The 10,708-nt window shown below is 70.0% G+C and carries 15 protein-coding genes; 8 read left to right on the top strand and 7 right to left on the bottom strand.

The genetic code is table 11. The features are described 5' to 3' along the window. Positions 1-113 precede the first annotated feature (113 nt). From ACQ0O7_RS39620 to ACQ0O7_RS39605, 4 genes are all read left to right on the top strand, one after another. Positions 114-251, top strand: a complete 138-nt coding sequence (locus ACQ0O7_RS39620; RefSeq protein ID WP_430790587.1) for a hypothetical protein — start codon at positions 114-116, stop codon at positions 249-251. Positions 252-487: 236 nt separating this feature from the next. Continuing rightward, the gene (locus tag ACQ0O7_RS39615) at positions 488-763 is read left to right on the top strand and encodes a hypothetical protein (RefSeq protein ID WP_430790585.1); all 276 of its coding nucleotides are present in this window, start codon (positions 488-490) and stop codon (positions 761-763) included. Positions 764-845: 82 nt separating this feature from the next. Continuing rightward, positions 846-1,406 carry a hypothetical protein gene (locus ACQ0O7_RS39610; RefSeq protein WP_430790583.1) on the top strand — a complete coding sequence of 187 codons (561 nt, stop codon included), beginning with the start codon at positions 846-848 and terminating at the stop codon, positions 1,404-1,406. 114 nt (positions 1,407-1,520) lie between these two features. After that, positions 1,521-1,853: a hypothetical protein gene (locus tag ACQ0O7_RS39605; protein WP_430790581.1), complete on the top strand. Its 333-nt coding sequence runs from the start codon at positions 1,521-1,523 to the stop codon at positions 1,851-1,853. 21 nt (positions 1,854-1,874) lie between these two features. Here ACQ0O7_RS39605 and ACQ0O7_RS39600 read toward each other — a convergent pair whose 3' ends face one another. After that, positions 1,875-2,234 carry a hypothetical protein gene (locus ACQ0O7_RS39600; protein WP_430790579.1) on the bottom strand — a complete coding sequence of 120 codons (360 nt, stop codon included), beginning with the start codon at positions 2,232-2,234 and terminating at the stop codon, positions 1,875-1,877. Positions 2,235-2,282: 48 nt separating this feature from the next. Here ACQ0O7_RS39600 and ACQ0O7_RS39595 point away from each other — a divergent pair, with 48 nt between their 5' ends. Beyond that, entirely contained in the window at positions 2,283-3,230 is a 948-nt protein-coding gene (locus ACQ0O7_RS39595) for an arginase family protein (RefSeq protein ID WP_430790577.1), read from the top strand. Here the strand turns inward: ACQ0O7_RS39595 and ACQ0O7_RS39590 are convergent. Genes ACQ0O7_RS39590 through ACQ0O7_RS39580 form a run of 3 tightly spaced genes read right to left on the bottom strand, consistent with a single transcriptional unit; the run spans position 3,192 to position 5,782 of the window. Then, positions 3,192-3,767 (bottom strand): ArsR/SmtB family transcription factor, encoded by a 576-nt coding sequence (locus ACQ0O7_RS39590; RefSeq protein WP_430790575.1) that lies wholly within the window; start codon positions 3,765-3,767, stop codon positions 3,192-3,194. The genes ACQ0O7_RS39595 and ACQ0O7_RS39590 overlap by 39 nt on opposite strands. 17 nt (positions 3,768-3,784) lie before the next feature. Further along, the gene (locus tag ACQ0O7_RS39585) at positions 3,785-4,588 is read right to left on the bottom strand and encodes an endonuclease/exonuclease/phosphatase family protein (protein WP_430790573.1); all 804 of its coding nucleotides are present in this window, start codon (positions 4,586-4,588) and stop codon (positions 3,785-3,787) included. Positions 4,589-4,612: 24 nt separating this feature from the next. After that, on the bottom strand, positions 4,613-5,782 hold the full coding sequence (locus ACQ0O7_RS39580) for a UDP-N-acetylglucosamine--N-acetylmuramyl-(pentapeptide) pyrophosphoryl-undecaprenol N-acetylglucosamine transferase (protein WP_430790591.1): 1,170 nt from the start codon (positions 5,780-5,782) through the stop codon (positions 4,613-4,615). A gap of 146 nt (positions 5,783-5,928) precedes the next feature. On the opposite strand from ACQ0O7_RS39580, the gene ACQ0O7_RS39575 reads away from it, so the two are divergent. Continuing rightward, complete coding sequence (locus ACQ0O7_RS39575) at positions 5,929-6,312, top strand: YciI family protein (protein WP_430790571.1); 384 nt, start codon at positions 5,929-5,931, stop codon at positions 6,310-6,312. A gap of 70 nt (positions 6,313-6,382) precedes the next feature. Then, the gene (locus ACQ0O7_RS39570; RefSeq protein ID WP_430790569.1) at positions 6,383-7,129 is read left to right on the top strand and encodes a L,D-transpeptidase family protein; all 747 of its coding nucleotides are present in this window, start codon (positions 6,383-6,385) and stop codon (positions 7,127-7,129) included. On the opposite strand, the gene ACQ0O7_RS39565 is transcribed toward ACQ0O7_RS39570, so the two are convergent. Then, a complete protein-coding gene (locus ACQ0O7_RS39565) occupies positions 7,106-8,566 on the bottom strand; it encodes a DHA2 family efflux MFS transporter permease subunit (protein WP_430790567.1) in 1,461 nt (486 codons plus the stop codon). The genes ACQ0O7_RS39570 and ACQ0O7_RS39565 overlap by 24 nt on opposite strands. 109 nt (positions 8,567-8,675) lie before the next feature. Here ACQ0O7_RS39565 and ACQ0O7_RS39560 point away from each other — a divergent pair, with 109 nt between their 5' ends. Then, a complete protein-coding gene (locus ACQ0O7_RS39560; protein WP_430790565.1) occupies positions 8,676-9,158 on the top strand; it encodes a hypothetical protein in 483 nt (160 codons plus the stop codon). Positions 9,159-9,237: 79 nt separating this feature from the next. Here ACQ0O7_RS39560 and ACQ0O7_RS39555 read toward each other — a convergent pair whose 3' ends face one another. Continuing rightward, positions 9,238-9,462 (bottom strand): hypothetical protein, encoded by a 225-nt coding sequence (locus ACQ0O7_RS39555; RefSeq protein ID WP_430790563.1) that lies wholly within the window; start codon positions 9,460-9,462, stop codon positions 9,238-9,240. A 125-nt stretch (positions 9,463-9,587) separates the two neighbouring features. Continuing rightward, entirely contained in the window at positions 9,588-10,520 is a 933-nt protein-coding gene (locus ACQ0O7_RS39550; RefSeq protein WP_430790589.1) for a dihydrolipoamide acetyltransferase family protein, read from the bottom strand. Positions 10,521-10,708 lie beyond the last annotated feature (188 nt).

Raw genomic sequence — 10,708 nt, 5'->3', positions numbered from 1 at the left:
GACCTGGACTCAACGGAGCTTCGTCCATATCCGACACGCCAACGCAGGCACCGTCACTCACCGCCACTATCGATCATGAAACGGCCGTGAGAGCGCAGTAGAGGAGGAAACCCATGCAGCTTCTGGCCGTCGTAGGTGGCGGTGGTAGCAGCCCGTGGCCGCCGTGGGCGGTGGCGCTATTCATCGTCGTCTTCGTGGCGGTCGGGATCTTCGTCATCGTCGGCCTGATCCGTAAGAACCGCCGCCGCTAGCCCTGTTCCCACACGCCGACGGGCGCCCACAGTGTGGTGGGCGCCCGTCGGCGTTTCCTCCGTATCGCTCGACGAGCGCGCTGCCGATCGCGGCCGGCACAAGGCATGCGCGGTTGCTCAAGATCGAGCGTCCTCTTCTGCCGCCGGTAGGTCGTTGAGTTAGCTCAGCTCATCTGTGCGGCAACACCGGTTCGGCCTGCCGCAATACTCCACCTATGCGGTCTATCGAGGGTTGGGTGTCCGAGGACAATGTCGTCCGGTTTCTGGAGAAGATCAGCAGCTACATCGGGTACCACTACGACGCCCTCGACGAAGCCGCGCTTGCTGGCGCACTCGAACAAACCGACGATGAGTCGCCCGACGGCTGGTTCAGTTATCCGCTGGCGGGAACGCCGCCGGTGACGGCCTCGTTGGCACGGGCGACAGGCGGGAGCATAGTCAGCGTCCGGATACAGGGTGAGATCGATCCGATCTTGGCCGCGCGATTCGAGACGCTCCTGGACCTGCTGTAGTCGGGCTTACTCCCATGCCGCCGTCCGCGTGCGGAAGCAGGCCAGCATATACGGACCGGCGGGTCGCCGGTACCGTTCGGTCGTGCCTGCCGACGCCGAACGACATGACCGTCTCGTCGCGCTCTACCGCAACCGCGTCGCCGGCTACGAAGGCGTGCCTGACGACTATTCGCGACGCTGGAGCCGGTGGTGTCAACATCTGTTGCAGTACGGCGGCGAGCTCGTGGTTCCCCACCGGCATCCGGAGCACCACCTCGACGACCTCCTCGCCAGCGCCGCTATCCAGCCGGCGCCCAGCCGATTCGTGCCGGGTGACGACAACGGCTGCCACGCCAACGCGGCAATGCTGTGGACCGACGGGATGGTAGCGGCGATCGGCACCGGCTACGCCCTCTCCGACGACGGGCTGTGGCGCCAGCACTCCTGGGGTGTCGACGCCGATGGTGCCCCGGTCGAGACCACGGCCGCTCGAATCAGCTACGTCGGTATCACCCTCACCGCGGTGCCGGCTCTCCAGTTCGCCGTCAGCAACGCCGGTGACCACGTCAAGGCAGCGCTCAAGGCCAACGAGCCGCGCTCCCGTGAGCTGACCGCGATCCTGATCGAAGCCCGACGCCAATACACCAGCATTCGACCCGAATGATCTTCTCGGCCTGGTCCGCGGACATCCGCTCATGCCGCAGTCCGGGGACTTGGGGTGGCGTCGCCATTGCGGCCGGTCGTTCGCGGGGCGGGACCGCTGGCTTAGGCTGCCTGAGTGAGTGCGCCGGATGTTCTGAGCATCGGCAGGTTGTCGAAAGGGCTCTTCGTCGAGTACCTCGGCGAGACGACCACCGACGATCTGATGGTGGGAATGGGAGATCCACCTCCCATATGCGACCGCCTATGGAGCGGCCATCCCGGAGTCATCTGGGAGCCGGCGCCGCAGCATGTCCAAGTGACATGGGTGGGGTTGGAGGACACGGTACAGAGCTTCGGATTCGGATACAGCTGCAATGACGACGGCCTCTATTCGCTGGGCGTCATCACAGCCTCGGACTACGAGGAGCGACGCCGTCGCGTACTGGCCGGGCACGCACCGCAGGACTGAATGACGCGCAGCACCGTGCTGTCAGTGCTCCGGGGTGCGCAGCACGGTGTCGAGCCGGCCGTCGCGGTCTGTGTCGAGGTAGGTGAGCTCGGGTATCCCGTCACCGTCGAGGTCGAGTTGCACCACGTCGGCGATACCGTCACCGTCGAGGTCGGTGACCACCTCGATCGATCCGTCCGGACGCCGACTGACAATCGAATTGGCGGTGGTGGCGACCGGGCCTGCCGGTCCGGGGACGGACGGCGATCCAGGCGCCGAGAATGGTAGTGAGCCGGGCCGGCCGGCGTGCGTCCCGACCGGGCCGTCGGTGCCGGCCGGATCGATCTCCTCTTCGGAGGGGTAGACGTCGCCGTGCAATGCCGGATCACGGTAGGTACTCATCTCCTTGAGGTTCCCTGACGGACCCGGCGGTAACCGTCGAAGCAGTAGATGACAACCGCACCGTGGTTGCGCAGACTGGCGATCATGAGTGTTGGCGCGGGCTCCATACGGTTGCTGAAGGTTCCCTATGACTCGGGGCATCTCGATGTCCGTATGGGAGCCGGGCCGACGGCACTGGTCAGGGCAGGTGCGGCCCGACAACTGCGTGATCAGGGCCTCCACGTGCGGGAGCGGCTCATCGAGGTGGCGTCGTGGCGGGCCGAGGTCCGGACCGCTTTCGAGCTGCAGAAGCTCGTCGCGGACGAAGCCGCAGCGGCCCACGCGGCGGGTGAAGTGCCGATGCTGCTGTCGGGCAACTGCAATACCACGGTGGGAATGATCGCTGCTCTGACGGCGCCGGATCGCCGTGTGGGCGTGGTGTGGCTCGACGCGCACGGCGACTTCAACACCCCTGACACCGATGCGTCAGGATTTCTGGACGGACATGGACTGGCGATGGTCGTCGGGCGTTGCTGGACCGCGCTGACCTCCGTGATCGCGGGCTTTCAGCCGGTGCCGGAGGACCGGGTGGTGCTCGTCGGCGCGCGCAGTCTGGACTCAGCGGAACAGTCGGCTCTACAAAGCTCGTCGGTGGCATGGATGCCGCCGGATCACGCTCGTGACCTGAACGACCTTCGCCGAACTATTGAGGACCTCGCCGACCGCGTCGACGTGGTGCACGTTCATGTGGATCTCGACGTGCACGATCCCTCGATCGCGCCAGCGAACAGCTATGCCGCCGCGAACGGACTGTCCGCCAACGAAGTACAACAGGTGGTGCGGCAGGTCGCCATCCGGATCCCGGTCGCCTCGGCGACGCTGGCCTCCTATGATCCGGCCTACGACCCACACGGGCGAATGGCACGCACGGCCTTGGAGCTGTTGACGCTACTGGCCCGCCTTGCCGGTCGACCCGGATCAGACCGCCTCCAGGGTCCGGATCCGGGGGATCGGTGACGGCAGCAGCCACAGCACCGACAGGACCCCGCCGGCCGCCGCCACCAGCAGGCTCGGGCGGATCCCGGCCGCGGTGCCGAGCAGGCCGCCGAGCAGTGCGCCCAGCGGGCGGATCCCGTAGTTGACGGAGAGGCGTCGCCACTCCGGGGTCAGTCCGGGCTCGACGTCGGTGATCCACTGGACCGGGAGGCCGGCGTACCGCTGGAACATCTCCTGGGTGAGTGAGCGGGCCGCGCTGGTGGTGGCCTCGTCGCCGTCCTCCGGGGAGCTGAACCGGAAGCCCCGGCCGACCGCCTCCCAGCGGCGCTGGCGGCGGTCCGGGCCGGGTTCGGCGTCGCGCACCAGACCGAATCCGGCCAGGTGGCGCAGGTGCCAGCTGGTCACCGTGGGGGTGGCGCCGACGTCCGGCGCCAACTGGGTGGCGGTGGCCGGCCCGTTGCGGCGCAACACATCGAGAATTGCCAGCCGTACGGGGTGAGCCAGCGCCCGCATCGTCTGCGGATCGGTGATCTCGACGTCGCCCAGGGGGTTGCTCATAACGTGAGAGTGTTCTCTCACAAACTCTGAGAGTCAACTCTCAGATCTGCCAGCACGCCGCAATGGTCACTGGCCCACACCTCGTCCACCGGCTCGCTGAACACCCGGCGGCAGTCCACGACATCGAACGGCGGCCCGTGCACACCGCAGCGAACCATCACGTAGTCGATGCGGCGGCCTCGCTCCAACGGCATCTCACCCGTGCGTACCAGCGGATTCACCGGGGTGAAGGTGTGCCCCGGATCGTCCGGGTGGACCGCGGCCCAGGCGTCGCGGTAGGCCACGCTCACCCCGTGCAGCGACTGCTTACCGGTCCAGAACCGGACACTCGCGGCGTCGGGGGAGTCGTCGAAATCCCCGGCCAGGATCACCGGCATCGGACGCTCGGCCACCCGCTCCTCGACGAACCGGGCACAGGCCACCGCCTGCAACTCGCGCTCGACCGCGTACCCGATCTGCCAGGCCGGTTTGTGATGGACGAACAGCAGCGGGCCGTACGGCGGCGGCGCCTCGATCGTGGCCACCACGGCCGCGCTCCACGGCAGATCCACCCGCCCGGTGACCCGCAGATCCACCTCGTGCACCGGCCCGGCCGGCCAGCGGCTGGCCAGCACCGCGCCGACCCCGTCAGCGGACCGCCGGGAATGCGCGACCAGGTGATACCCGGCACCGAGCAGATCGGCGGCCCGCTCGTCCACCTCCTGCAGGGCGACCAGGTCGGGCCGCCATCCGGCCAGCCCGGCCCGGATCAGCGGGCGCCGCCGCTCCCATCCGCCGTTTCCCGGCGACAGGACGTTGAGAGTGAGAATCCGCAGAGTCATGCCCCATGGATGACCCGCCGGCGGTCAGCGACGCGCGGCCGCCGTCAGAATCTCGGTGACCACACGCTCGGCGGCGTCCGGGCGGCCGTGCTCGGCGGCGGCCCGGCCCATCGCGTCACGCCGGTGCGGGTCCACCATCAGCTCCGAGATCGCCGCGTGCAGGTGCTCCGGGGTGGCGGTCTCCTTGTCCAGCATCACCGCGGCGCCCTGCTGCGACAGGTGCCGGGCGGTGATCCGCTGCTCGTCACCGGCCGACACCGGGTACGGCACCAGGATGCACGCCTTGCCCAGCGCGGTCAGCTCGGCCACCGTGCCGGCGCCGCTGCGGGCCACCACCACCGCGGCCGCCGCCAGCACGTCCGGCAGCTCGTCGTGGATGAAGTCGACCACCCGGTAGCGCTGCGCCAGGTGCGGCGGCAGGCCGCGCGCCACCTCCTGCATCTCGGCCAGGCTCAGCCCGCCGCACTGGTGCACGATCTGACAGTGCGGCAGCAGGCCGGCCAGGGCGCCGGTCAGCATCCGGTTGATCTGCTGGGCGCCGGAGGCGCCACCGGTCACCAGCACGAGTGGTACGGCCGGGTCCAGCCCGTACGCCGCCAGCCCCTTCGCCGGATCGCCGCTGAGCACCGCCGGGCGCACCGGGTTGCCGGTGACCACCGCGCGGGAGCGGGCCTTCTCCGGCAGATGCTCCAGGGACGCCTCGTGGCTGAGCAGGATCCGGGTGGCCACCCGGGCCAGGATCCGGTTGGCCAGGCCGAGGCTCAGGGTCTGCTCGTGCATCAGGTACGGCACCCGGAACAGCGCCGCGGCCAGCCCGATCGGCACCGACACGAACCCGCCGGTGCTGAGCACCACCGCCGGTTTGGTCCGGGCCACCGTCATCGCCGCCTGCAGGATGCCCAGCGGGATCCGGAACGCGTCGACGAAGTTGCGGGCCAGCTCCTTCGGGTTGGGGGAGCGGCGCAGCTTGCCGGTGGTGACCGCCCGGAACGGGATGTCGTTACGGGCGGCGATCTTCGCCTCCAGGCCCTCGGCGACACCGACCCAGAGCAGCTCGGGCCGGTCACCGGTCTCGGCGAGCCGGGCCTGGAGGGTGTGCACCGTGGTCAGCGCCGGGTAGGTGTGCCCGCCGGTGCCACCGCCGGTGACGATCATGCGCAGCGTGTGCAGTCGCTGAGTGCTGTAGAGGGACATACGAGTCACTTCCGCCGATCGTGGTACCGGGACGAGGCGAGCATTCTAACGACTCCGGTCCGGTGCCACCGTCACCGTGTGATCAAGACGAGCCGCCCGCACCGGGTCAGTGGCCGCCGGCCAGTGCCTCGCCCAGCGGGGTACGGGTGTGCAGCACCCGCGGGCCGGCGCGCCGGCTGGCCACCATCCCGCACGACACCGCCGACGAGCCGACCATGGAGTCGATGCAGGAGATGGACCCGGCCGAGCTGGCGGCCGTGATGGCCGCCGTGGACGGGTTCAACACGGCGCTGACCGAGGCCGGCGCGTTCGTCACCGCCGGTGGGCTGTACCCGCCGTCGACGGCGGTCACCGTGGATGCCACCGGTGGCGAGGCCAAACGCATTCCGGGGCCGTTCGTCGAGGCGACCCAGTACGTCGGCGGGTTCTGGATCATCAACGCCGACGACGAGGAGGCCGCCCTGGTCTGGGCCGAGCGGTGCTCGGCCGCGGTGCAGTCCCGGATCGAGGTGCGCGCGCTACAGGGGTGAACCGTCACCCGGACGGGTAAGCCGTTCGCCCGATGGAGATCCGCTCCACGGTGGACGAGGGTGAACGGTCATGCGAAGACTTGCGTTGTTCGTCGGGGTCGTGGTCGCTTCTTCGCTGTCGCCGGCCACACCGGCGGCCGCCGCGCTGCCGGACCGGCTGACTCATCTCGGCAACGCCAAGCAGGTCATCGTGGTCAGCGGCGACAGCTGGTCGTCGACGTACGCGACGGTGCGGGCGTACCAGAAGGGGTCGGACGGCAAGTGGCGGCTGAAGTTCGCCACGATGAAGGCGCGGATCGGCTACGGCGGCTGGAAGTGGGCCGCCGACCGGGTGCAGGACACCGGGCAGACCCCGGCCGGTACGTTCCGGATCACCGAGGCGTTCGGGGTTCGGGCCGACCCGGGGACCACTCTGCCGTACCGGAAGGTCGACAAGAACGACTACTGGGTCGGCGACAACAAGGACGCCAAGACGTACAACATGTTCCAGCCGTCCGCCTCGGCGAAGCGGACCTGGCGCAAGTCGCAGGCGGAACGCCTGGCGGCCTATCCGACCCAGTACGCGCACGCCGCGGTGATCGATTTCAACCGCCCGGCGGGGGTGCGCTGGGATGCCAAGCGCGGCCAGTACGCGACGAGCACCCCGGCGAACACCCGGCGCGGCTCGGCGATCTTCCTGCACGCCAGCGGGAAGGGCTCGACCGCCGGCTGTGTGTCGGTGAGCCGGGCGAACATGGTGCGCCTGCTGAAGTGGATGAAGCCGGCGAAGAAGCCGCGCATCGTGATGGCCCCGTCATCGGCTCTCGACCGGGCCTGACGGCTCGGCGCCCAGCAGCGGCGGCGCGCACGGGTCGCAGAAACTGGGCGTCTTCGCGGTGAGCCGGGCCGGCACCAGCAGCCAGGCCAGTATCGCGCCACCGGCCATCAGGCCGGCACAGATCAGCATCGAGGTCCGGTAGACCGGCGCCAGCTCGGCCGGATCGGTCAGGCTCCCGGCGCCCAGCCCGGCCGCCAGCGGCAGCACCGCCACCGACAGCAGGCCCGCCGCCCGCGCCACCGCGTTGTTCACCCCTGAGGCGATGCCGGCCCGGGAGTCGTCCAGGGCGCCGAGTGCCGTCGCGGTCAGCGGTGCGACGAGCAGGGACAACCCCAGCCCGAAGACAATCACCGGCGGGAGTACGTCCACCAGATAGGCCGCGCCCGGGCCCACCATCGACAGCCAGATCAGCGCCACCGCGCAGACCAGCGGCCCCACCGTCATCGGCAGCCGGGGACCGGTCCGCTGGGCCAGTGCCCCGGACCGGGCCGACAGCAGCAGCATCAGCACGGTGATCGGCAGCAGGGCCAGACCGCCGGCCAGCGCGGTGAACCCGGCCACCACCTGCAGATTGATCACCACCAGGAAGAACACCCCGCCGTTGGCCGCGTACACCAGGAAGGTCACCGCGTTGGCGCCGCTGAACGCCGTCGACCGGAAGATCCCCAGCGGCAGCATCGGATGCGCCGACCGGCGTTCGGCCAGCACGAACGCGAGCAGCCCGGCGACCCCGGCGGCCAGCGTGCCGAGCACCACCGGATCACCGGGGCCGTCGGCCGGCCAGGCGGTGAACCCGTAGGTCAGCCCGCCCAGCCCGATCGCGCAGGTGAGCAGGCCGGGCACGTCGAAGGTCCGCGCGGCGGCCGGGTCCCGCGACTCCGGCACGTGCCGGGCGGCCACCCACAGCACCAGCGCGGCCACCGGCACGTTGATCAGGAAGATCCACCGCCAGCTGCCGATCTCCACCAGCCAGCCGCCGAGGAACGGGCCGAGCGCCCCGCCGATGCCGCCCAGCCCGGACCAGGCGCCGACCGCCCGGGACCGGTCGTCGGGATCGAACGACGCCTCCAGGATGGCCAGGGCGCCCGGGGTGAGCAGCGCCCCGCCGACACCCTGCAGGATGCGTGCCGCGATCAGCAGCTCGATGGTCGGCGCCAGCCCGCAGAGCAGCGACGCGAGGGCGAACCAGGTGACGCCGATCAGGAACACCCGGCGGCGCCCGAACCGGTCGCCGAGTGAACCGCCGAGCAGCACCAGCGAGGCCAGGCTGAGCGCGTAGCCGTTGACCGTCCACTGCAGGCCGGCGGCGCCGGCGCCGAGATCCCGGCCGATCGTGGGCAGGGCGATGTTGACCACCGTGCCATCGATGAACGCGAGGCTGGACCCGAGCACGGTGGCCAGCAGGACCCACCGGCCGGCGGCTGATCGATAGCGCATGCGATCACCCTAGATTCCGCGTGGTGGATCGCGTAGGGCCGCGGCGTGGCCCGGAACCCTCGCGACAGGACGCCGCGCGCCGATCCCGTACAGCGGTGAGAATGGCCGGATGCAGCTGTACGGGATTCCGGTGTCCGTTGATCAGGCCGGCAGTTCGGGGATCCGGGCCAGGGTGGGCGAGCAGGTGACGCTCGGGCTGAGCCTGCGCTGCCACCGTCGCGAACCGGCAGGCGACGGGGACGGCACCGGCGAGGGGATCGTCGGGTTCGCGGTCGCGGCCGCCCGGGAATCCTTCTACGGCGGGTGGGTGCTGTCGGCGGCCGGGGTTCCGTTCCACGTCACCGAGGAGTCGGCCAAGGACGAGGTCGCGTTCATCGCCGACGCCAAAGCCCGGCCCGGCCAGGTGGTGGTGCGGGTGCGCGGCCAGGTCCGGGTGGCCGACGATCGCGTGATCGAGGACGTACGCGATCGGTGGGATCTGGATCTGACCAGAACCTGGACGGTCCGGCGAATCGTGCGGCTCGCCGGCGACCGGCCGGCCGACGACTTCGAGCAGGCCACCGGCTTCCTGCTCGACCTGGAACTGGCCTAGGTCCGGTGTGGGATTCCGCTCGGGGCACGGCGCCCGCGTCGGCGAACCCGTCCCGCTCGGCCTCACCCTCGGCGCGACCCTAGAACGGTGACACCGTCAGCTGGATCAGCGCCAGAAACGCCAGCGCCACGGCCAGGATCACGTAGGCCACCGCGGTCCGCCGTAACCCCTCCTTCCGGGCGACGGCGGCGATCCCCAACGGTGCCAGGAAGAAGAACGCCACCGTCACCACGGCCATCCCTTTTGTTGCCAGGTCCAGACCGGCGGACCGGTTCGGGTCCTTCCAGTCGGTGAATGCGATCACCAAGGTCACCCATGCCGCACCCGCCGAACCCGCCAGCCATCCCACTGTCAAGGCGAACACCGTGAACCCCGCGACAATCGGTGACTTCGACGCCCGGCCATCTGTCATGGGCGACACGGTAGGGGTTACAGGCGAGCCAGGGCGGAGGGCGGATCCTCGATGGCGTCGGCAACGGTCCGCAGAAAGCCGGCCGCCGCCCCACCGTCACAGATCCGATGGTCGAAGACAAAGGACAACTGCGTCACCTTTCGTACGGTCAACGCCCCGTCCACCACCCACGGCCGATCGATGATGCGACCGATTCCGAGCATGGCGACCTGCGGGTGGTTGATGATGGCGGCACTGCCGTCGACCCGGAACGCCCCGTAGTTGTTCAGCGTGAACGTGCCCGCCGACAGTTCCGCCGGGGTGGCCTCACCGCGCCGGGCCCGATCGGTCACCTCACGGATCGCGGTGTCCAGGCCGGAAGTGGTCATCGACTGCGCGTCCGGAACCGCCGGAACCACCAGCCCGCGGCCGGACTGCACCGCGATACCCAGGTTGATCCGGTCCAGTTCGACGATCTCCTGACGCTCGGTGTCCAGGCGTGCGTTGAACACCGGGTAGGCCCGCAGCCCCGCGACCACGAACCGCGCCACATACGCGAGCAGCCCGGGGGAGGGATACCGCTGACGTAGCTCCCACAGCGGTGTGGCATCGACGTCCACCCAGATGGTGGCCTCCGGAATCTCGGCCCGGCTCCGGCTCAGCACCGCCGACACAGCCTTCCGGAACCCGCTCAGCGGGACCCGTCGCTCGCCGTTCAGTTCTCCGCTCGGGGCGACCTGACGCTCCCCGTGCAGCTCTCCGCTCGGGGCGAGCCGACGCTCCTCGGTCCGCGCAGCCTGCCGGTCTCGGCTCAGCGGAACCCGTCGCTCCCCGGTCGGCGTGGGCGCGGGCGCGGCGATCGCGGCGTCCACGTCCCGGCGGGTGATCAGCCCGCCCGGCCCACTCCCGCGAACGGTGGCCAGATCGACCCCGCCCTCCCGCGCCAGCCGGCGAACCAACGGAGACGACACCAGCGGTTGATTCGCCCACGTCGAGGGCGGAGGGTCACCCGCCGCCGGCACGGTTTGGCGGTGAGTAGACAGAACGTTCTGCTCAGGGGTGGGTGGTGTGGCAGTGGTGGGGGTGGTGGTTGGTGAGTTCGCGGTTTGGCGGTGTGTAGACAGAACGTTCTGCTCAGGGGTGGGCGGTGTGGCAGCGG

Origin of the sequence: Actinoplanes sp. G11-F43, from assembly GCF_050589265.1 — a bacterium.
Lineage (GTDB): Bacteria > Actinomycetota > Actinomycetes > Mycobacteriales > Micromonosporaceae > Actinoplanes.
The sequence above is the reverse complement of the archived record's forward strand: the minus strand, read 5'-3'. Positions and strand labels throughout refer to the sequence as shown.

Bases quoted from the DNA above. Each gene is read 5' to 3' on its own strand.
- ACQ0O7_RS39580 (WP_430790591.1), bottom strand. From the start codon at position 5,782: ATGTCCCTCTACAGCACTCAGCGACTGCACACGCTGCGCATGATCGTC.
- ACQ0O7_RS39570 (WP_430790569.1), top strand. From the start codon at position 6,383: ATGCGAAGACTTGCGTTGTTCGTCGGGGTCGTGGTCGCTTCTTCGCTG.
- ACQ0O7_RS39565 (WP_430790567.1), bottom strand. From the start codon at position 8,566: ATGCGCTATCGATCAGCCGCCGGCCGGTGGGTCCTGCTGGCCACCGTG.
- ACQ0O7_RS39600 (WP_430790579.1), bottom strand. From the start codon at position 2,234: ATGAGTACCTACCGTGATCCGGCATTGCACGGCGACGTCTACCCCTCC.
- ACQ0O7_RS39585 (WP_430790573.1), bottom strand. From the start codon at position 4,588: ATGACTCTGCGGATTCTCACTCTCAACGTCCTGTCGCCGGGAAACGGC.
- ACQ0O7_RS39595 (WP_430790577.1), top strand. From the start codon at position 2,283: ATGACAACCGCACCGTGGTTGCGCAGACTGGCGATCATGAGTGTTGGC.
- ACQ0O7_RS39560 (WP_430790565.1), top strand. From the start codon at position 8,676: ATGCAGCTGTACGGGATTCCGGTGTCCGTTGATCAGGCCGGCAGTTCG.
- ACQ0O7_RS39590 (WP_430790575.1), bottom strand. From the start codon at position 3,767: ATGAGCAACCCCCTGGGCGACGTCGAGATCACCGATCCGCAGACGATG.
- ACQ0O7_RS39620 (WP_430790587.1), top strand. From the start codon at position 114: ATGCAGCTTCTGGCCGTCGTAGGTGGCGGTGGTAGCAGCCCGTGGCCG.